Below are 19082 nucleotides of genomic sequence, written 5' to 3'. Positions count from 1 at the left end.
AGTGAGTCCGCTGACTCTCTCTCCCGCGTCCCGGAGCGGCGGCGATGAGCAGGTCGCCGACTCGGCTGCTCGGCCCCTACGGCCCACACGTTTGTCGCGGCGTACGGCCGGCCACTACCGAAAGCTAGGCATGGACGTGTGCACCGGTGCGGTGTTCCGCGTCCACGGGTCTGACCCCCTCCCCGCGCCATGTGTCTCCCCCTCGTGGTGGATCGGTCCCCGCGACACGGTCAGGGGCGTGCCCGTTCCGCCCCGTCGGGTGGCGATGATCTCCGCCGCGATGGACAGGGCCGTCTCCTCGGGCGTGCGGGCACCGAGATCGAGGCCGATCGGTGACCTCAGCCGGGCCAACTCCCCGTCGGCCAGGCCCGCTTCGCGCAGCCGTCTGTCCCGGTCGGCGTGCGTGCGCCGTGAGCCCAGCGCGCCGACGAACGCGGCCGGCATCCGCAGGGCCGCTTCCAGCAGGGGCACGTCGAACTTGGCGTCGTGGGTGAGCACGCACAGCACCGTTCGCGCGTCGGTCGTGGTGCGGCGCAGGTAGCGGTGCGGCCAGTCGACGACGACTTCGTCGGCCTCGGGGAAGCGGGTCGTGGTGGCGAAGACGGGGCGGGCGTCGCACACGGTGACGTGGTAGCCGAGGAACTTGCCCACCCGTACGAGTGCCGCGGCGAAGTCGATCGCCCCGAAGACGATCATGCGGGGCGCAGGCGCACTCGACTCGATGAGCAAGGTCAGTCCGTCGGGGCAGCGCGAGCCGTCCGCCGACAGGTCGACCGTGCCGGTGCGGCCGGCGTCCAGCATGGCGAGGGCCTCACCGGCCGCCGTACGGTCCAGTTCCGTGTGCCCGCCGAGTCCGCCTTCGTACGAGCTTGCCCGGGAGGGCCGGGATGGCTCCCCCACCGATTCGCCCGGCCGCACCAGCAGGGCCGTTCCCAGCAGATCGGCGGGGCCTCGTACGACGCGGGCGAGAGCTGCCGGTTCGCCCCGGACGGCAGCCGACAGGGCCGACCGGAGCACCGGCCTCCCAGGCGCGTCGGTGCCGACCGGGGTGACCATGATGTCGATGATTCCGCCGCAGGTCAGGCCGACCGCGAAGGCGTCCTCATCGCTGTATCCGAACCGTTCGACGACCGTGTCGCCGTGCTGGAGCGCCTGGACGCAGAGGTCGTACACCGCTCCCTCCACGCAGCCGCCGGAGACGGAGCCGATGACCGTGCCCTCGATGTCGACGGCGAGGGCGGCGCCGGGGCCGCGCGGGGCGCTGCCGCCCACGGCCACAACCGTGGCGACGGCGAACGCGCGGCCCTCCTCCATCCAGCGGTGCAGGTCCTCGGCGAGGTCAAGCACGGACGCCTGCCGTCAGGACGCGGTCGGGGCGGATCGGCAGGTTCCGGTGGCGTACGCCGGTCGCGTGCCAGACCGCGTTGGCGATGGCCGCGGCGGCGCCCACGGTGCCGATCTCGCCGATGCCCTTGATGCCGACCGGGTCGTCGGGGTCCGGGTCGTCGATCCAGTCCGCCTCGATGGCCGGAACGTCGGCGTGGGAGGCGACGTGGTAGCCGGCGAGGTCGGCGCCGTAGTGGCTGCCGAGGGTTCGGTCGCGGACCGCCTCCTCGTGCAGGGCCATGGAGATGCCCCAGGTCATGCCGCCGACGAACTGGTTGCGGGCGGTGAGCGGGTTGACGATCCGGCCGGCCGCGAAGATGCCTAGCATGCGGCGCACCCGGACCTCGCCGGTGGCGGGGTCTACGGCGACCTCGGCGAACTGGGCGCCGAAGGAGTGCCGTTCCGTCCTGGCGAGGGCGCCGAGGGCCTCCGTGGTGTCGGACCGTACGGTGATCCCCTCCGGCGGGATGTCGGCGCCGAGGGCGAGTTGCTCCCGCAGTTCCTTCGCCGCGGCCATGACCGCCCAGGCCCAGGAGCGGGTGCCCATGGAGCCACCGGCGATGAACGCAGGGCCGAGGTCGCTGTCGCCGATGCGCACCCGGACGTGTTCCGTCGTGGTCTGGAGGGCGTCGGCGGCGATCAGGGTGAGGGCGGTCCGGGCGCCGGTGCCGATGTCGGCGGCGTTGACCCCCACAGTGAAGGTGCCGTCCGCCTCCGCCGTCACGGCCGCGGTGGACGGGCCGGCACCCGCGGGGAAGGATGCGGCCGCTGTGCCGGTGCCGAGCAGCCAGCGTCCCTCGCGGCGCAGGCCGGGGCGCGGGTCACGGTCGGCCCAGCCGAACCTGCGGGCGCCCTCCCGGAAACAGGCGATCAGGTTGCGGCCGCTGAACGGCAGCCCGGACACCGGGCCCGCCGCGGGTTCGTTGCGGGCGCGCAGTTCGATCGGGTCGAGACCGCACTTCACGGCGAGTTCGTCCATCGCCGACTCCAGTGCGAACGATCCCGGTGCCTCGCCCGGCGCGCGCATGTACGTCGGGGTCGGCACGTCGAGGCGGACGAGCCGGTTGGCGGTGTGGTGCGCGTCGGCGCCGTACATGGTCCGGGCGGGGCCGGCGGCCGATTCGATGAACTCGTGCACGGTGGAGGTGGCGCTGAGGGAACGGTGCTCCAGCGCGCGCAGCCGGCCGTCGGCATCCGCGCCGAGCCGCAGCCGTTGCCGGGTGGGGCTGCGGTAACCGGTGAGGGTGAACATCTGACGGCGGGTCATGACCACGCGGACCGGACGCTGCAGTTCGGTCGCGGCCATGACGGCGGCCACCTGGTGTGCGCGGAGGCCCTTGCTGCCGAAGCCGCCGCCGACGTGCTCGGAGCGCACCCGGACAGCGGACGGGTCGAGCGAGAACATCTGCGCGAGTTCGCTCGCGACCCAGAAGGTGCCCTGGTTGGAGTCGACGACGTCGAGACGGCCGCCGTCCCAGCGGGCGGTCGCCGCGTGCGGCTCCATCATGGTGTGGTGCTCTTCCGGAGTGGTGTACTCGGCGTCCACGACCACGGCGGACGCGGCGAGTTCGGCCTCCAGGTCGCCGTTCTCGATCACCGCAGGCCCATGGCTGTCGAGCGGGTAGGCGTCGGGGTGCTCGCCGGCGAAGTCGACGTCGTGCGGCTCCTGTTCGTAGTGCACCACCAGCGCTTCGGCGGCCTCCCGGGCCCGTTCGGAGGTGTCGGCGACGACGAGCGCCACCGGCCAGCCGGCGTGCGGCACCCTGTCGTGCTGGAAGACGGCCGCGGTCGGGTCCGGAACGCCCAGCACACCGACGTAGTCCGTCTCGATCCGCGGGGCGTTGCCGTGGTGCAGGACGGCTATCACGCCGGGCATGGCGAGGACGTCGGCGGTGTCGATGGAGCGGATGCGGCCGCGGGGAACCGTGGAGAGCACGAGCCAGCCGTAGGCGAGGTCGGCGAACGGGATCTCACCGGCGTAGCGGGCGGCTCCGGTGACCTTGTCGCGGCCCTCCACGCGGGTGTGCGCGGTGCCGACGGCGTTGTGGCGTGCCGTGGGGGTGGTGGTCATCGGGCGGCCTCCTCGGTCAGTTCGGTCAGCACGGCCACGACGAGGTTGCGCATGAGGGTCACCTTGTATGCGTTGTGCGGCAGCGGTTTCGCCGCGGCGAGTTCGGCGTCCGCGGCGGCGGCGAAGGTCTCGGCGTCGGCAGACGCTCCGGTGAGGACGCGTTCGGCCGCCGTCGCCCGCCACGGCCGGGACGCGACCGCCCCGAAGGCGAGGCGTACGTCGCGTACGAGGCCGTCCTGCACGTCGAGCGCGGCGGCGACGGAGCCGATGGCGAAGGCGTACGAGGCCCGCTCGCGCACCTTGCGGTAGCGGGATCGGGCGGCCACCGGAGCGGGCGGCAGGGTGACGTGGGTGATGAGCGCGCCCGGCGGCAGCGCGGTCTCGCGGTGCGGGGTGTCCCCGACCGGCAGGTAGAAGTCGGCGAGGGGCAAGGTGCCGGGGCCGTCGGCGGTCTCGTACGACACGACCGCGTCGAAGGCGGTCAGCGCGACGCCCATGTCCGAGGGGTGGATGGCCACGCAGTGCTCGGAGGCACCGAGGACGGCGTGGTTGTGGTGCTCGCCCTCGATCGCCGGGCAACCGCTGCCGGGCACGCGCTTGTTGCAGGGCTTGGTCACGTCGGTGAAGTAGCCGCACCGGGTGCGCTGGAGCAGGTTGCCTCCGACGGTGGCCATGTTGCGGAGCTGACCGGAGGCGCCGGCCAGGACCGCCTGTGCCAACGCCGGATAACGGCGGCGGACTTCGGGGTGGGCGGCGAGATCGCTGTTGGTGACGGTGGCGCCGATACGCAGGCCGCCGTCCGCCGTCACCTCGACGCCGTCCAGGGGCAGTTCGCGGACGTCGACCAGGCGGGTGGGCCGCTCGACGCCGGACTTCATCAGGTCGACAAGGTTGGTACCGCCGCCGAGGATGCGGGCGTCGGGGTCGGCGTCCAGCAGGGCCAGGGCCCCGGAGACGTCGAGGGCCCGGTCGTATGCGAACTCCCTCACGCCGCCGCCTCCTCGGTTTTCGCTTCCGCCGCCCGGGCCACGGCCTGGACGATCGACACGTACGCGCCGCAGCGGCACAGGTTCCCGCTCATCCGTTCCCGGATCTCCTCGGCGCTCAGGGGTGGTGGTCCGGCCTCGGGGCGGACGTCGTCGGTGACGGCACTGGGCCAGCCTGCCGCGTGTTCCTCGATCACCGCGATGGCCGAGCAGATCTGGCCGGGGGTGCAGTAACCGCACTGGTAGCCGTCCAGGTCGAGGAACGCCTGCTGCACCGGGTGCAGTCGCTCGCCGTCGGCCAGACCCTCGACGGTGGTGATCTCGCGTCCGTCGGCGGCCACGGCGAGTTGCAGACAGGACACCGCCCGGCGTCCGTCGAGCAGTACCGTGCAGGCGCCGCACTGCCCCTGGTCGCAGCCCTTCTTGGTACCGGTCAGATCGAGGCGCTCGCGCAGGGCGTCGAGCAGGGTGGTGCGGTGGTCGACGGGCAGACTGTGCTTCTCGCCGTTGATGTTCAAGGTGATATCGCTGGACGTTGACGAGGGGGCTGGGGCCATGTTCAGCCTTCTTTCACGTGTCCCGGACACGTCGGGGCGTCAGTCCGACGCTAGAGTGAACTCAAGCGGACAGCTGTCCGCTAACGGCTCGAACGTAGTGGACAGCTGTCCGGTTCTCAAGGGCCGCTTTCGGACACAAGCCGGCGAGGAGGACGCGTGCGGCACAGCAACGACCCGCACCTGCGCTCGGACGCGCAACGCAACCGCGAACGCATCCTGGAAGTGGCCCTCGCCGAGTTGTCCCGGGCCGCCGACACCCCGTTGAGCACGATCGCCAAGAAGGCGGGCGTCGGACAGGGCACGTTCTACCGGAACTTCCCCAACCGCGAGACCCTCGTCCTCGAGCTCTACCGCCACGGAGTACAGCAGATCGCCGACTCCGCATCCGAGCTGCTGGAGACCATGGAACCCGACCGCGCGCTCAGGGCGTGGATGGACCACCTCGCCCGGTTCGCGATGACCAAGGCCGGCCTGGCGGAGGCGATCCGCCAGGCCCTGAGCACCCCGTCCGGGAAGGCGGCGACCCCAGGCCACACCCCGGTGACCGACGCCGCCGGCCTCCTGCTCCACGCCTGCGAGGAGGCCGGCACGATCCGCCCCGGCATCACGGCCGACGACTTCATGCTGGCCATCGCCGGCCTGTGGCAACTCGCCCCGCACGACGAATGGCAGCCCCAAGCGACACGCCTGCTGGACATCGTCATGGACGGACTGCGCGCGGGGGCACCCGGCCGCCGGGACCCGTCCGACTGACCGGGCCGACGGTAGGCACCGGCGACTCGTGACACGGTGCGGCCCGCTTCGGGACCAACGCCGGCCGGGCGGGGAGCAGCCGCTTCCCGTACTCGTCTCATGCTCAGCCGGGGGCTCAACGCTCGTGGCACTGGCAGCAGTTCTCCTCTGAAGAGGGCTTCGGTGCGCACCGAACTCGCGTCGTACCAGCCCAGCAGCAACGCGATCGGCGCGGCCAGTGTCCCGATGACTCCTGCGATCAGCCCCTCGGCCGGAGAGACACACCTGCACGCCCTCCGAGATCGGCAAGGCGCCACGCCAGCACAGCCGCCGCGACGGTGAGCGTCGCCCCCTCCCGGTGAGCGCATCCGCACACGCATCAAAGGCGCCTGACTCGGTTCGCCCCACAGTGATTTGCCGCCTGTCGTTGTAACTTCTACTGTTACGATGAGACTGAAGGGTCGAGGGAGGTGAGGTCCCAGGTGAGCGCCAACAGCAGGCTGACCATCGCGGCGCATGCCCTCACGTGGATCGGCCTGTACCAGCGTCGCGGTCATGAGGTCGCCACCTCCGAGCAGATCGCGACGAGCGTCAACACCAATCCGGTGGTGATCCGACGCCTCCTGGCCGAGTTGCGCAAGGCCGGCCTCGTCGACTCGCGGCGAGGTACGGGAGCGGGCTGGACGCTCTCCCGGGACCTGACGTCGATCACCCTGCTCGACGTCCATGAGGCGATCGCCGCCGGGCCGATTTTCGCTCTGCACCGCTCGACGCCTGACCCCGAGTGCGTCGTGGGGCACGGGATCGGACCGGCACTGACGTCCGTCTACGACGAGATCGAGGCCACCCTCCGCAGGGAGCTGGCGAGGACCACACTGGAGGACATCCTGCGGGACGTCCTCGCAAACGCCTAGCGCACTCCTGGTACCGGTAGTGGCACTTTTCCGCGCCCGTCAATGTAACAAAAATAGTTACCTCGAAGATTCGGAGATTCCCATGGGACAGCTGGACGGCAAGACCGCTCTGGTAACCGGCGCCTCCACCGGCATCGGTCTGGCCATCGCGCGCAGATTCGCCACCGAGGGAGCGACGGTCTACATGACCGGCCGCCGCGAGGCCGAACTGAACGCCGCTGTCGCGCAGGTCGGTAGCCACGGGATCGGCATCCAGAGCGATGTGTCGCAGCTCGACGACCTCGATCAGCTCTTCGCCGAGATCACCGAGCGCAGCGGAAGCCTCGACATCCTCGTCGCCAACGCCGGCGTCGGGGAGTACGGTCCGCTCGGCAAGATCACCGAGGATGAGTACGAACAGACCACCTCCATCAACCTCAAGGGCACGATCTTCACTGTTCAAAAGGCCCTGCCCCTCCTGTCGGTCGGCGCCTCGGTGACTCTGCTCTCCTCCAGCGCGGCCCTGCGCGCCACCCCGGGCCTCGGCGTCTACGCCGCCACCAAGGCCGCGATCCGCAGCCTCGCCCGCACTTGGGCCGCCGAACTGGCCGGCCGCGGGATCCGGGTCAACGCCCTCACTCCCGGCCCCGTCGAGACCCCTGGCAGTGACGAGCTGCGGGCCGCGTTCCCACAGGGCGATCAGTCCCCGATGGCCGAACCCGCCGCGCTGACCCCGCTCGGCCGCGCCGGTCATCCGGACGAGGTCGCTGCCACCGCCCTCTACCTGGCCGGAGAGCACAGCTCCTTCACCACCGGTGCGGAACTCCTCGTCGACGGCGGCGTCACCCAGCTCTAGGTGACGTGAAGCGCGTGCGACACACACCCGCCCCACGAATACGAAAGACAAGGAGAAACACGATGACGACAGATACCCAGACCTCACGCGCGGTGGCCGAGCAGTTCCTGGAGCGTCTCGGCAGGCAGGACCAGGAGGGCATACAGGAACTGTTCGCGGCAGACATCGACTGGTACGTCCCCGGCAACGACGAGCTGCCCTGGACCGGCCGCCGTACCCGCCGGGAGGAAGTCGCGTCGTACTTCACCACGATGTGGCCCCACTTCGTACCGGGCAAGAGCAAGGTCGTGCTGGAGCGGATCATCGTCGACGGCGGTGACGTGATGCTGCTGGGGGTCTTCACGCACACCGTCGCGTCCACCGGCAAGGAGTTCACCACCCCGGCTGCCATGCACCTGCTGGTCGAAGACGGCGAGATCGTCCGCATGCACCTCTACGAGGACACGCTGAGCGTCGACCAGGCGTTCAACACCGACTGAACGCGACAAGGGTCCACGGGCGTCTCCCGCAACCCGCCCCAGGCAACAACACCCGACACGGGGTGCACATCGCCTGATGTTGGGCCGTACGGCATCGCGGCTCGCTCAGGGCCGTTCTGCCGGCTGTGAAGTCCGAGGCGCCCACGCCGATGGTGGCCCGGTCCCAGAGGATCCAGTCGCAGGCCGACGCCCTCGAAGCCTCCGGTGTCCACCGACAGCAACGGCTGGTGGCCGGCGTCAAGCTGGACGAAGCTGCCGGCGCGGCGGGCGAATTCGCGCCGGCAGCCGCAGCATGACGCCCCGATCCTGAGCGCAAACGAGTACGTCGACAGCACCTACTGTCATGCGGCCGCCGCGACCGAATGCCGGCCACCGGCACGGACGCAATCGGCGCACGTCGGTGCCCCCCTTGAGCGGCGACGGCAAGGACACCTGACGAGCCGTTCGGGCGCTGTCGCGAGGCGGGGAACGAGCCGAACGCAGGCAACCATCCCGCCGGTCCTCACCAGGGTCCGGGCGCCACGACCGCCCCGGCCGCAGCCATGCCGTGCGTCATGGACCGACACCTCAGCGAACCCCGCTGTGTCGCTCAGCGGGGCCTCAGTCCGTCGACGACGACGTCCAGCATGCGGTTCAGCTGGGGGCGCTGCTCGGGTGCGCCGGCCACGGAGAGCAAACCGGCGAGGATGCCGCCCACCTCGACCGGGTCGATGTCGCTGCGCAGTTCTCCTGCTGTGGCCCCGGCCTCGAGCACCATCGCCAGGATCTGCTGGACCTCGTCGCAGACCGGCCCGGTGCCGAAGCGGCCGGAAGCGCTCATGGCGACCAGGGCCTCGCAGATGCCGCGTCGTTCACCGGCCCAGTCGGCGAATCGGAGCATCCACGCGTGGAGGGCCTGCGCGGGCGGCTTGGTGGCCAGCAGGGTGCGCGCGTCTTCGCGCAGGGGCCGGATCTGGTCCCGATAGACCTCTTCGACCAGATCCTCTCGGGTGGGGAAGTGCCGGTACAGGGTGGCGTTCCCGACTCCCGCGCGTTTGGCGATCGCGTCCAGCGAGATCGGGCGTCCGGAGGCGAAGGCTTCGGCGGCCGTGGCGATCAGCTGCTCGCGGTTGCGCTGCGCGTCGGCGCGCAGGGTGCTGCGTGGAGGTGTCATGACCTTCGCGATCGTGAGAGCGGACGAGGTTCGCAAGCGATTCGGGGATGTCCCCGGTTCAGTGTACGGTGTGACAAACGGGGAGGTCCCCGATTACGGGTGTCCCACCCCTCGCTTCAGCGACGAAAGGTTTGCCATGCCTACAGCCGTCATCACCGGGGGCACGACCGGTATCGGCAGAGCGACGGCCGAGCTGCTGCACGCCCGCGGCTACCGGGTCGCGGTCACCGGACAGAATCCCGAATCCGTCGCGCGGGCTCAGTCCGAGCTCCCCGGCGACGTGCTCGTCCTCCGATCCGACGGGCGCGTGCTCTCCGACACCGACGCCCTGATGTCGGCGGTGGCGGCACGGTTCGGATCGTTGGACCTGCTCTTCCTCAACGCCGGGATCTTCCGTCCGGCACCGGTCGCCGAAGTGACGGAGGAATCGTTCGACGAGCACGCCGACCTCAACTTCAAGGGCCAGTACTTCACCCTCCAGAAGGCCCTTCCCCTCATGAACGACGGCGGCTCGATCGTGCTGACCGTCGGCGTCGGATCCCGCCGCGGCACCCCTGGCGCCACGGTGGGGGCGGCGACACGCGGCGCGCTGCTCGCCATGCTGCCCTCGCTCGCGCTCGAACTGGCCCCGCGCAGGATTCGCGTCAACGCCGTGAGCCCCGGGGCGACCGACACCCCGCTGCTCAACAAGCTGGGGGTGTCCGAGAGCGGCCGGGACACCATGCGCTCGAAGATCCCCTTCGAGCGCTTCGGAACCAGCCAGGAGGTCGCGGAAGCAGTCGCCTTCCTCGCCTCGGACGCCGCCGGCTACATCACCGGCCAGGACATCACCGTGGCCGGCGGCTACGGACTCGGCGCCTGAAACCCGGCCGAGTCGACCACGGATCCGCACCTCCCGAACGCCACCCCCCGCACCTCACAGGAGAACACGATGGCACTCACTCTCGACACGTATCGGCTGCTGGGCCGTTCCGGACTCCGGGTCTCGCCGCTGGCGCTGGGCACGGCGACCTTCGGCACCGAGTGGGGCTGGGGCGCCGAGCGCGACGAGGCGCGCAAGCTCTTCGACCGCTACACCGAGCTCGGCGGCAACTTCTTCGACACCGCCAGCACCTACACCAACGGCAGCTCCGAGCGGCTGCTCGGCGAATTCGCCCGCACCGACCGCGACAGGATGGTGCTGGCGACCAAGTACTCGACCCTGCGTCAGCCCGGTGACCCGAACTCCGGGGGCACCCACCGCAAGAGCATGCTGGCGTCGGTGGAAGCCAGCCTCCGGCAGCTGAACACCGACTACATCGACCTGCTCTACGTGAACGTATGGGACTTCAGGACGCCGGTGGAGGAGATCCTGCGGGGCCTGGACGACCTGGTGAGGCAGGGCAAGGTGCTGTACGTGGCGATCTCCAGCGCCCCGGCCTGGCAGGTGTCGCGCATGCAGGCGATCGCCGACCTGCGCGGCTGGTCGCCACTGGTCGCACTGCAGACCGAGTACAGCCTCATCGAACGCACCGCGGAGCGTGACCTGATCCCGATGGCACGCGAGATGGGACTCGGTGTGGTCCCCTTCTCCCCGTTGGGCGGCGGGGTGCTCACGGGCAAGTACAGCCGGGAGGACCAGAACCAGGCGAGCTCCGTCGCCGGCGAAACCGCCGGCGACCGCAAGAGCCTCAACGTCGCCCTGGGATGGGTCACCGACCGCAACCTCGCCATCGCCGACACGGTGAAGAAGGTGGCCTCCGAGCTGGACCACACACCAGCCCAGGTCGCACTGGCCTGGACCCTGAACGCCCCGGGCGTGACGGCGCCCATCATCGGCGCCCGCACCCTCGCACAGCTGGAGGACAACCTGGGAGCCCTGCAGGTCGACCTCACTCCTTCCCAGCTGGCCCGCCTCGACGAGGTCAGCGCCATCGGCCTCGGCAATCCGCACGACCTGCTCGCCAGCGATCACATCCGCACGGTCACCACAGGCGACATGAAGATCGAAACCCTCGGCTGACTCGCTTCACGAACGGCGACATCCAGATATATCGACATGTCTTTGATGAGGGAACGGAGCAACCCCGGTATGACCAAGTACAGCGACAAGAATGTGGTGATCACGGGCGGCAGCAGCGGCATGGGGCTCGCGCTGGCGGAGATGCTGGTGCAAGGCGGAGCCCGCGTGGTGATCACCGGCCGTTCTCAGGCCAAGCTCGACGCGGCACGCGAGCGGCTCGGCGAGGACGCCGTGGCCGTCCGGGCGGATGTGGCCTCACTGTCCGACCTGGATCGACTCGCCGACCGCGTAAAGAGCGAACTCAGCTCGATCGAGGCACTGTTCGTCAACGCCGGCATCTCACCCCTCACGCCCCTCGAGTCGACGACCGAGGAGATGTACGACGAGCTGTTCGCGATCAACGTCAAGGGCGCCTTCTTCACTGTGCAGAAGCTCGCTCCGCTTCTGAGCGCGAACGCCGGCATCGTCCTCACCACCTCGATCGCGAACGTCATCGGCATGGTGGACACCAGCGTCTACGCAGCCGGCAAGGCGGCGCTGCGCTCGATGGCCCGCACCTTCTCCCGCGAGCTGCTCCCGCGGGGAATCCGTGTCAATGCGATCAGCCCTGGTCCCATCGACTCGGGGATTCTGGAAACGATGAACCTGTCCGAAGAGGCCGCTGATCAGTTCAGGGCGGAGCGGACCGCGAGCAACCCCATGAAGCGCTACGGCACAGTCGAGGAGTTCGCCGAGGCGGCCACCTTTCTCGCTTTCGATGCCACGTACACCACCGGCATCGAGCTGGCCGTGGACGGCGGCGAGACCCAGCTGTGAGCTCGTCTGCCGTCCCGCCACGGGCGTAAGGCCCGCTAACACGGCGGTTTCAGGGGGCGCTGCAACCCGTGGTCGTGTCGATCAGGCCGCGATCAGTTCATGCAGTTCGCCGGCGACGGCCACGGCGACCAGACGCTGTTCGCAGGCGATCGGAGCCCCAGCCCTTCACCCCAGCACTCCAGGCGCTCCCACAGCTTAATCTGCCGGCTTCGGCGGCGCCCGGGCGCGGGGCGGTTGTGGACTTCACGATCTGGTCGTACTGCCGGCGGATCAGATCCGTGTGAGGCGCGCGAACTCCGGTGGCCGGCCGCCCCGGCCGTGCCGGAGTTGCTGGTCGGCTTTCTCCGGGACGGTGCAGGCGAAGCCGCGTTGCGCAGGCAGGCGCGAAATCCGCTGAGCTGTAGAGCTTGTCGGCGATGACCTGGTCGGGTCTGGAGGCTGCTTGGACGAACCTCAGCCAGATTTGCGTGGCTCTGTGCCTCACAGTCGGGTGCTCGGCTCGTGCCACGGGTTCCTGTGCCGGGCCGCCGGAGCAGAAGCTCATGTCGACTTGTCACCAGTGCCAGGCGCGGGAGGCCGGTCCGAGGCAGCGCACCGGCACGGACGGGTCAGGTCAGGAAGAGGGCCGCCCCGTCGCGACGGCTGCGGCGGGCCCGCCAGGTCAGTGCCGTGACGGCCGCCGCCAGCCAGCAGGCCCCGACGAGTGTCTCCCAGCCCGCCAGCGCGGCGGTGTGAGCGCCCGCTTCCGCGGCCAGTACTTCGCGGATCGCCAGGAGGCCGTGGGTCAGTGGCAGGAAGTCGCCGATCCGGCCGAGCACCGGGCCGACGGCGCTTGCCGGGACTTCGGGGCCGCAGACGATCATCATCACGGTGAACGCCGCGTTCGACACCACGTTGCGCAGGTCCGCGGCGGTCAGCACCAGCGAGCCCAGGAACAGGCCGAGGCAGTAGCTCGTCGTCGCGACGAGAACGAGGAGGGCGGCGAGCAGGGCAACTCGGGCCACGGTCAGATGCAGGTCCGCGACAGGCGCGAGGATGAGTATCGCGCCGAGGCCGCACGCCACGCCGTCCGGGAGCCAGAACAGGCTCCGGCCGAGCAGGACCAGCGAAGGACTGCTGGGCGAGGCGACCAGCAGCGGCAGGGTGCCGTTCTGAAGTTCCCATGTGGTGGAGGCGGTCGCGAAGATGCCGTGCAGTGCGACCAGCGCCACGGCGTTGCCGATGAGCAGGTAGCGGGCCTGGCCGGGGCCGAGCAGTTGGCCGATGGTGGTGAAGAACAGCACCTGGGCGAGCATCCGCACGAACCAGCCGAGCAGCCAGGTCTTCCAGGTGAAGACCGTTCCGTAGTCGGCGGCCCCGGCACGTGCCGCCCAGCCCAGTATCCGGAGACGGCGGGCGAAGCCGCTGGATGTGGCAGGGGTGATGTCGCCCTTCGCGATGGTCGGGGCGTCCTCGCCGCTCATGCCAGTCCCACCGTTCCGTTCTCACGCACCAGCCGTACCACCCTGCCGAGAAGCAGTCGGCCGCCGAGCCCCGTGAGAAGCCCGAGGCCCAGGACGGCGCCGGTGCGCCAGGCGACCGAGGTGACGGGCGCCGGGCTCAGCGCGTCGCGCAGCAGGTCGGAGCTCCAGGAGAGGTAGAGCAGCCGGCCGATCGGATGCGTCCATTCCGGCAACCGGTCCAGGGGGGTGAACACTCCTCCCAGCAGCAGCACCGGATAGCTCAGCGAGTTCTGGAAGGTGCGGGCGGTGCGCGTCGCCACGAACAGGGCGGCCATGAGGGTGGCGGACCCGGCGGTGGCGACCGCGGTGGCCAGCAGGCCCACCAGGAAGACGAACGGGTGCGGTACGTCGGGAACGATGCCGAAGCCCAGGATCGCCACGGCGGCGACCTCCACCACGGTCAGCAGACTGATCGCCGTGGTCACCCAGACTCTGCTGAGCACGACCCTGGCGAAGCCGGCCGGCGCCGCGATCTGGAGTTCCAGGGTGCCGAGCCACCGGTCGCTGTCGACGACCTCCCCGGAGATGAGCATCGCCATGCTCCAGACACCCATCAGCACCGGTGCGAGGAGCCCGTACGCGAGGAGGTCCGGCCGGTCGTTGTGCCGGATCAGCAGCAGGAACACGACGGCGAGCAGGGGCGTGCGCACCAGGTCGATGAGGTAGTCGCGGTGGGTCAGCACCAGTCGGCCCTGGAAGCGCCCGGCCGCGGCGAGCAGACTCACCTGTTCACCACGCTGCGCTGCTGGTTGTGGTGCACGAGCTGGAGGTAGACCTCTTCGAGGCCGGGCAGCTCCGTGCGTACGTCGGTCACACCCTCGGCGACCACGAAGGCCAGCACCGTGCTGACGGCCTCCTGACCGTCGACGGAGATGACCGCCGTGCCGTCGCCGGCCGGGTCCACGCCGAGTACGCCGGTCAGGGCGCGCACCCGGTCGAGCAGGCCGGCATCGGCGCGGACGCGGACGCGTTCCTGCCGTGACATCAGCCGCGCCAGGTTCTTCGGCGCCTCCGCCGCGATCACCCGGCCGTGATTGATCATGGTGACGCGGTCGCAGAGCACTTCCGCCTCGGCCAGATCGTGCGTGGCGAGGAGAATGGTGCGGCCTTCCCCGGCGAGTCGCCGGATCAGCTCGCGCAACTGCTGGGCGGCCAGCGGGTCGAGGCCGTTGGTGGGTTCGTCGAGCAGCAGGACGCGCGGATCACCGATGATTCCCCGGGCCAGGTGCAGACGCTGACGCATGCCGACCGAGTAGGTCTCCACGCGGTCGTCGGCCCGCTCGGCCAGGCCGAGTTCGTCGAGCAACGCGTCGGTCCTGGCCAGGCCCTTCTTCGTGGGCATCCCGTACAACGCGGCCCAGTAGCGCAGGTTCTGACGAGCCGTCAGACGTGGATAGAGTCCGCGTTCCCCGCCGAAGACGATGCCGAGCAGCGGCCGGATTCGCCGGTACTCCGTCACCAGGTCATGACCGAGTACGTACGCGCTGCCTGAAGTCGGCAGCAGCACCGTCGAGAGGATCTTCATCAGGGTGCTCTTGCCGGCTCCGTTCGGGCCGAGCAGGCCGTGCACCTCACCTTGCTCCACCTCGATCGAGACATCGTCCAGGGCGGTGACCGCAGGGCCGCGCCGCGCGCGGTACTCCCGCCTCAGCCGCCGGGTGTCGACGGCCAGATGCGCACCGTCCGACCGATTGCCGCTGTCGCGCATCACGCTCCCGTTCGCACGGACGAAGAGGTCCTCGTCTCGGGTGGTTCGGGTACGGCCGAGGGGTCGGATGCCCGACCGGCCGCCTCCTCCAGCCATTCCTCGCGGGCGGCGCCGGACACCAGCAGGAAGGAGCCCAGCGGGGTCCGCGCGACCAGGTGCCGGCCGACATCGTCGAGCCGCATGTGCTCGACCGGCTCGGCGGCGTCCGATGCTTCGTCCATGGAACCCATGGAACCCACGGAACCCACGGAGCCATCCGGATCAGCACCGGCAGGTCCGCGCGCAGCCGTGTCGGTGCCCGCATCCAGCGGCACCCCGAACAGAGGCACCCCCGCGGAGAGCAGCCGTCGTGCGCCGGGCCGGCGGTGCACCAGGTCGGAGGCGAGGGCGGACAGGCGGCCCCCGCGGCCCTCGATGCCGGACTGCGCGGCGAAGGCCACTGCGCGCACCGGGTTGCTCCAGCGCAGTACCGCACGCGCTGTGCGCAGCAGCCGTACGCGTACTGCCGCCGCCCGGGTGTGCGGCAGCACGATCGCGGGCCGCCAGCCGAGGCGGTCGATCCGGCGCATCGCCTCCCGCCACTCCGGCCACAGGCCGGCCTTGTCGAGGTCGGCGCGCACCTGTCGTACACCCTGCTCGTCCAGAGCGCGCAGGAGCAGGACCAGGTCGAGGAGGTCGCGGGACCGGAAGGGACGTTCCCACCGCTCCGCCACCAGGGCGACGGTGCTCACAGCCAGCAAGGAGCCCGGCGGGCGGGCAAGTTGCCGGGCCGGTCCGTGCACGTCCGTGACGATCTCGGCGGTGAACAGCCCTACGGCATAAGGGTCCTGGCCCGGTCCGGACGCCGGTTTGCGGAACTCCGCGCCCAGGTGGGGGTACACGGTGTCGCCAGGGCGGGCGGGCCCCACGGTGAAGGCCTCCAACTCCCAGCCGGTCGCCGACAGATGACGGGCACAGGCCCACAGATCGGCGTGGCGGGGGCAGATGACGTCTAGGTCGCCCGCTGAGCGCAGCACTCCCGGCGGGTAGAGGGCGGCGATCGTCATCCCCTTCAGAAGGAAGGCGTCGGGTGCGTGTTCCTGGAGCCGCTGCCAGATCCGGCGGTAACTCTCCACACGCTCCGCGGCCAGCCGTAGCTCGACCGCCTCCTCGTCCGTGAGCTGCTCACCGTCAGCGGCCCACAGGCTCAGCAGGGTGCCGGCGAGCTTGTGCCGACCGTCGCGGGCCGTACGCAGCACGGTGTCACGAGGAGCCCGCGGCCCGACGTCCAGCAGGGCGAGAACCGTGTCGGTCGTGACCTCGATACCGGTCGTTGCTTCAGTCACCGCGGACACCGCCCTGGTGAGCGAGTTCTGGTTGGGTTCGGAAGAGCGACGCGAATCGAATGAAGGCGAAATCGGGACGAGAGGCGGAGGACGCGATCGGGATCTTCACCGGAAATCCGGTCGAGCGGATCCCGATCGCATCGACACCGTTCGCTTACTTGCCCGGCTTCGGGCGAACCGTCACTTTCTTGAAGGCGACGCTCATGGGGCCCTCCTTGATGTGTTCGGTAGGGGAAGTTAGCCTCAGCGTATTGCTCCGGATGCCGCATGACAACGGTGCAAATCGCTGCGCGTGAAGCCTAGTTGGCGTGATTCGCCCCCGTAGGTGCACAGGATTCGACCAAGCGGAGAGTCGGAGGATCATGGCCGTCGACCAGTGGCTGCAAGCCCCCTTCACCCGCGACCCGGTACGACGCCGGACCTATCCGGACGACGTCTACTTCCGCGAGATGGCCGCTTTGCTGGACGGGCGGGACGCGCGCGACAACGAGCGGACCCTCGGCCGTAGCACCTTCGTCATGTTCAAGCCCGATGCCGTCGTCGGACGCCGTATCGAGCCCGCCCTGGACCTGCTGGCCGGTCACGGTTTCGAGCCGCTCGGCGCACTGGAGGTCCGGGTCGACGCACGCGTCTGCCGCGAGTTGTGGCGCTACCAGATCAACGCCGCGCCGCTGGCCGTCATCCGGGCCGTGGACATGATCCTGGAGTCGGGACCGCCCTGTCTCTTCGTCGCGCTGCACGACACCCGCGGTCCGCAGCGGACGGGCAGGACAGCAGCCGAACGGCTCGGCGAAATCAAAGGATCGTCCAAGAACCGGGACACGGGCGGCACGTCACTGCGCGGCGCGCTCGGCTGCGAGCTCATGTGCCTGAACTTCCTGCACGCGCCGGACGATGCCGCCGATATGATCCGCGAGACCGGCGTCCTGCTGCCCGTGAGGCGCCGGGGTGAGGCATGGGCGATGCTGGAAGGCGAGCCGTCCCCCGGACGGACCCTCGACGTGGTCGCTGCCGCACGCCGGCTCTGCGCCGCCCATCCGGCGCACCCCCTGACGCCGCCACCCGGCTCGACGTCACCGGCGGCCGCCGATTCCGCCGAGCTCCTCGCCCGGGTGGACGAGCTGGCCGAGGACCACGGCGGGCTCCCGCTGTGGGACCGCATAGTGCTCGCCGCGCATCTGGTGGACGGCCTGCCCTCCGAGGGCACGGCGCTGATCGGCCCGCCTCCCGGTACGCGGCCGAACCACCCCCGCACCTCCCGGTCCACGGACGCTGCACCGGTTCCTCAGGGCACGAGGACCTCCACGACCACCGAGCCGCCCGCCCACCTCACCGCGCCGGCCACTGCCGTCGCCGCGGACCAGTGACCACCCCCTGCTCGCCCGTCCCGCGCCAGGACCGCCCGGAAAGGCCAGATCACCGATGGACGACTCGACGAAGGACGGGGTCACGCTGTACGGACCGGCGAGTTGGGAAGGCCCGGTGCGCCGGTACGGGCCGGTGTCACGCGTCGCCGTGCTCTCCGACATCCACGCGAACATCCCCGCCTTCGAAGCCGTGCTGGCCGAGCCGGATGTCGCGACGGCCGACCTCGTCGTCCTCCTGGGCGACCTGACGTGGGGCCCGCAACCGCAGGAGACGTACGAGCGCATCCTCGCGCTGGGCGAGCGCGCCCTGTGCGTGCGGGGCAACGCCGACCGGTACGCCGCCCAGATCGGCACCTCCGAGCGGGCGGCCGGCACACCCCGTCAGTCGTGGATCGCGGCCCAGCACTCGCCCGAGGCCATCGGCTTCCTCACCCGGGTCCCGTTCGCCGTCGTGGTCGAGATCGACGGCCTCGGCCCGGTGCACTTCTGCCACGGCTCTCCGCGCAGTGACCACGAACTGGTCACTCCGGGCACGCCTTCGGAGCGGTTCACCAGCCTGTCCGCCGCTCTCGACACCCGCGTCCTGGTCACCGGGCACGCGCACCTCCAGTTCGACCGCGTGGTGGCGGGCCTGCGCAGCGTCAACCCGGGCAGCGTCGGGCTGCCGTACCACTCGGCCGAGCCGGGTACCGCGTACTGGGCCCTGCTGGGCCCCGACGTCCACCTGAGGACCACCCGTTACGACGTCTCGGACGCCGTCGCCCGTGCCCGGCTGGCCGCGGATCCGGACGCCGAGCGCTATGTCGACACGCTGATGAGCCCACCCGAACCGGAAAAGATCGTCGCGCAGGCGGAATCATTGATCTTTGTCGAATGACGGCACCCGTAGCTTCCGTCGCGCGGGTTTTCATTGTTGCCGTTTTGTCAACTTCCCTGAATAGAGCAGGAGTTGGCGCGACAATAGAACCGGCCTCTATTGACAGACTAACTGGCCGTGTGTTGACCTGTTCGCGCAAAAGTTGAAAGTTGTTTCGCACTTTTCTCTCGCGCTGTCCCATGAGCAGGAGGAACCATGCAAACAGCTCCACAACCCGCACCGAAGACGACCACCACGTCGACACCCGCGCCCGTGATGTTGCTGCCGCGACTCATCGAGCGCATGATCACGGACCGTCAGGCGGTGCACGTCAGCAAGTTCCGCACCACCTGCACCGACTGCGTGCCGAACTTCTGAGCACGGCGTCCCGTG

The 19082-nt window shown here is 70.1% G+C and carries 19 protein-coding genes; 10 read left to right on the top strand and 9 right to left on the bottom strand.

The window, feature by feature from the left end:
- Positions 1-114: 114 nt before the first annotated feature.
- The 4 genes from ACIQJT_RS32090 to ACIQJT_RS32075 are packed head-to-tail and all read right to left on the bottom strand — an operon-like array spanning position 115 to position 5000.
- On the bottom strand, positions 115-1347 hold the full coding sequence (locus ACIQJT_RS32090; protein WP_402649350.1) for an XdhC family protein: 1233 nt from the start codon (positions 1345-1347) through the stop codon (positions 115-117).
- Positions 1340-3457 carry a xanthine dehydrogenase family protein molybdopterin-binding subunit gene (locus ACIQJT_RS32085; RefSeq protein ID WP_402649349.1) on the bottom strand — a complete coding sequence of 706 codons (2118 nt, stop codon included), beginning with the start codon at positions 3455-3457 and terminating at the stop codon, positions 1340-1342. The genes ACIQJT_RS32090 and ACIQJT_RS32085 overlap by 8 nt, the downstream gene beginning before the upstream one ends.
- Positions 3454-4446 carry a xanthine dehydrogenase family protein subunit M gene (locus ACIQJT_RS32080; RefSeq protein ID WP_365461552.1) on the bottom strand — a complete coding sequence of 331 codons (993 nt, stop codon included), beginning with the start codon at positions 4444-4446 and terminating at the stop codon, positions 3454-3456. Before ACIQJT_RS32080 ends, ACIQJT_RS32085 begins: the two co-directional genes overlap by 4 nt.
- Positions 4443-5000 carry a (2Fe-2S)-binding protein gene (locus tag ACIQJT_RS32075; RefSeq protein ID WP_053847863.1) on the bottom strand — a complete coding sequence of 186 codons (558 nt, stop codon included), beginning with the start codon at positions 4998-5000 and terminating at the stop codon, positions 4443-4445. Before ACIQJT_RS32075 ends, ACIQJT_RS32080 begins: the two co-directional genes overlap by 4 nt.
- A gap of 156 nt (positions 5001-5156) precedes the next feature.
- Here ACIQJT_RS32075 and ACIQJT_RS32070 point away from each other — a divergent pair, with 156 nt between their 5' ends.
- From ACIQJT_RS32070 to ACIQJT_RS32055, 4 genes are all read left to right on the top strand, one after another.
- Positions 5157-5753 carry a TetR/AcrR family transcriptional regulator gene (locus ACIQJT_RS32070; protein WP_402649348.1) on the top strand — a complete coding sequence of 199 codons (597 nt, stop codon included), beginning with the start codon at positions 5157-5159 and terminating at the stop codon, positions 5751-5753.
- A gap of 461 nt (positions 5754-6214) precedes the next feature.
- Positions 6215-6646, top strand: a complete 432-nt coding sequence (locus tag ACIQJT_RS32065; protein ID WP_365461556.1) for an Rrf2 family transcriptional regulator — start codon at positions 6215-6217, stop codon at positions 6644-6646.
- Positions 6647-6728: 82 nt separating this feature from the next.
- Positions 6729-7481, top strand: coding sequence for an SDR family NAD(P)-dependent oxidoreductase (locus ACIQJT_RS32060; protein ID WP_402649347.1), 753 nt, complete (start codon positions 6729-6731; stop codon positions 7479-7481).
- A gap of 62 nt (positions 7482-7543) precedes the next feature.
- Positions 7544-7960 carry a nuclear transport factor 2 family protein gene (locus ACIQJT_RS32055; protein ID WP_402649346.1) on the top strand — a complete coding sequence of 139 codons (417 nt, stop codon included), beginning with the start codon at positions 7544-7546 and terminating at the stop codon, positions 7958-7960.
- Between the two features lie 589 nt (positions 7961-8549).
- On the opposite strand, the gene ACIQJT_RS32050 is transcribed toward ACIQJT_RS32055, so the two are convergent.
- A complete protein-coding gene (locus tag ACIQJT_RS32050) occupies positions 8550-9113 on the bottom strand; it encodes a TetR/AcrR family transcriptional regulator (RefSeq protein WP_402649345.1) in 564 nt (187 codons plus the stop codon).
- A 136-nt stretch (positions 9114-9249) separates the two neighbouring features.
- Here ACIQJT_RS32050 and ACIQJT_RS32045 point away from each other — a divergent pair, with 136 nt between their 5' ends.
- From ACIQJT_RS32045 to ACIQJT_RS32035, 3 genes are all read left to right on the top strand, one after another.
- Complete coding sequence (locus ACIQJT_RS32045) at positions 9250-9975, top strand: SDR family oxidoreductase (RefSeq protein ID WP_402649344.1); 726 nt, start codon at positions 9250-9252, stop codon at positions 9973-9975.
- A gap of 69 nt (positions 9976-10044) precedes the next feature.
- Positions 10045-11115 (top strand): aldo/keto reductase, encoded by a 1071-nt coding sequence (locus ACIQJT_RS32040; protein ID WP_402649343.1) that lies wholly within the window; start codon positions 10045-10047, stop codon positions 11113-11115.
- Positions 11116-11184: 69 nt separating this feature from the next.
- Complete coding sequence (locus ACIQJT_RS32035; protein ID WP_402649342.1) at positions 11185-11931, top strand: SDR family oxidoreductase; 747 nt, start codon at positions 11185-11187, stop codon at positions 11929-11931.
- Positions 11932-12539: 608 nt separating this feature from the next.
- On the opposite strand, the gene ACIQJT_RS32030 is transcribed toward ACIQJT_RS32035, so the two are convergent.
- The 4 genes from ACIQJT_RS32030 to ACIQJT_RS32015 are packed head-to-tail and all read right to left on the bottom strand — an operon-like array spanning position 12540 to position 16466.
- Entirely contained in the window at positions 12540-13394 is an 855-nt protein-coding gene (locus ACIQJT_RS32030) for an ABC transporter permease (RefSeq protein ID WP_402649341.1), read from the bottom strand.
- Complete coding sequence (locus ACIQJT_RS32025) at positions 13391-14158, bottom strand: ABC transporter permease (protein ID WP_402649340.1); 768 nt, start codon at positions 14156-14158, stop codon at positions 13391-13393. The genes ACIQJT_RS32030 and ACIQJT_RS32025 overlap by 4 nt, the downstream gene beginning before the upstream one ends.
- Entirely contained in the window at positions 14155-15141 is a 987-nt protein-coding gene (locus ACIQJT_RS32020; RefSeq protein ID WP_365461572.1) for an ABC transporter ATP-binding protein, read from the bottom strand. The genes ACIQJT_RS32025 and ACIQJT_RS32020 overlap by 4 nt, the downstream gene beginning before the upstream one ends.
- Positions 15141-16466 carry a nucleotidyltransferase family protein gene (locus ACIQJT_RS32015; RefSeq protein ID WP_402649339.1) on the bottom strand — a complete coding sequence of 442 codons (1326 nt, stop codon included), beginning with the start codon at positions 16464-16466 and terminating at the stop codon, positions 15141-15143. The genes ACIQJT_RS32020 and ACIQJT_RS32015 overlap by 1 nt, the downstream gene beginning before the upstream one ends.
- Before the next feature lie 362 nt (positions 16467-16828).
- Between ACIQJT_RS32015 and ACIQJT_RS32010 the strand changes: the two genes are divergently transcribed.
- From ACIQJT_RS32010 to ACIQJT_RS32000, 3 genes are all read left to right on the top strand, one after another.
- Complete coding sequence (locus tag ACIQJT_RS32010; protein WP_402649338.1) at positions 16829-17833, top strand: hypothetical protein; 1005 nt, start codon at positions 16829-16831, stop codon at positions 17831-17833.
- Between the two features lie 55 nt (positions 17834-17888).
- Positions 17889-18710, top strand: a complete 822-nt coding sequence (locus tag ACIQJT_RS32005) for a metallophosphoesterase family protein (protein WP_402649337.1) — start codon at positions 17889-17891, stop codon at positions 18708-18710.
- 195 nt (positions 18711-18905) lie between these two features.
- A complete protein-coding gene (locus tag ACIQJT_RS32000) occupies positions 18906-19067 on the top strand; it encodes a hypothetical protein (protein ID WP_159044250.1) in 162 nt (53 codons plus the stop codon).
- Positions 19068-19082: the final 15 nt, after the last annotated feature.

The sequence above is a fragment of the Streptomyces sp. NPDC091972 genome (assembly GCF_044756385.1).
GTDB lineage: Bacteria > Actinomycetota > Actinomycetes > Streptomycetales > Streptomycetaceae > Streptomyces.
This window is presented reverse-complemented; position numbering and strand designations above follow the sequence as displayed.

Coding starts and splice junctions, on each gene's coding strand:
- ACIQJT_RS32085 (WP_402649349.1), bottom strand. CDS start 3,457: ATGACCACCACCCCCACGGCACGCCACAACGCCGTCGGCACCGCGCAC.
- ACIQJT_RS32075 (WP_053847863.1), bottom strand. CDS start 5,000: ATGGCCCCAGCCCCCTCGTCAACGTCCAGCGATATCACCTTGAACATC.
- ACIQJT_RS32060 (WP_402649347.1), top strand. CDS start 6,729: ATGGGACAGCTGGACGGCAAGACCGCTCTGGTAACCGGCGCCTCCACC.
- ACIQJT_RS32055 (WP_402649346.1), top strand. CDS start 7,544: ATGACGACAGATACCCAGACCTCACGCGCGGTGGCCGAGCAGTTCCTG.
- ACIQJT_RS32050 (WP_402649345.1), bottom strand. CDS start 9,113: ATGACACCTCCACGCAGCACCCTGCGCGCCGACGCGCAGCGCAACCGC.
- ACIQJT_RS32045 (WP_402649344.1), top strand. CDS start 9,250: ATGCCTACAGCCGTCATCACCGGGGGCACGACCGGTATCGGCAGAGCG.
- ACIQJT_RS32040 (WP_402649343.1), top strand. CDS start 10,045: ATGGCACTCACTCTCGACACGTATCGGCTGCTGGGCCGTTCCGGACTC.
- ACIQJT_RS32035 (WP_402649342.1), top strand. CDS start 11,185: ATGACCAAGTACAGCGACAAGAATGTGGTGATCACGGGCGGCAGCAGC.
- ACIQJT_RS32030 (WP_402649341.1), bottom strand. CDS start 13,394: ATGAGCGGCGAGGACGCCCCGACCATCGCGAAGGGCGACATCACCCCT.
- ACIQJT_RS32020 (WP_365461572.1), bottom strand. CDS start 15,141: ATGCGCGACAGCGGCAATCGGTCGGACGGTGCGCATCTGGCCGTCGAC.
- ACIQJT_RS32010 (WP_402649338.1), top strand. CDS start 16,829: ATGGCCGTCGACCAGTGGCTGCAAGCCCCCTTCACCCGCGACCCGGTA.
- ACIQJT_RS32005 (WP_402649337.1), top strand. CDS start 17,889: ATGGACGACTCGACGAAGGACGGGGTCACGCTGTACGGACCGGCGAGT.
- ACIQJT_RS32000 (WP_159044250.1), top strand. CDS start 18,906: ATGCAAACAGCTCCACAACCCGCACCGAAGACGACCACCACGTCGACA.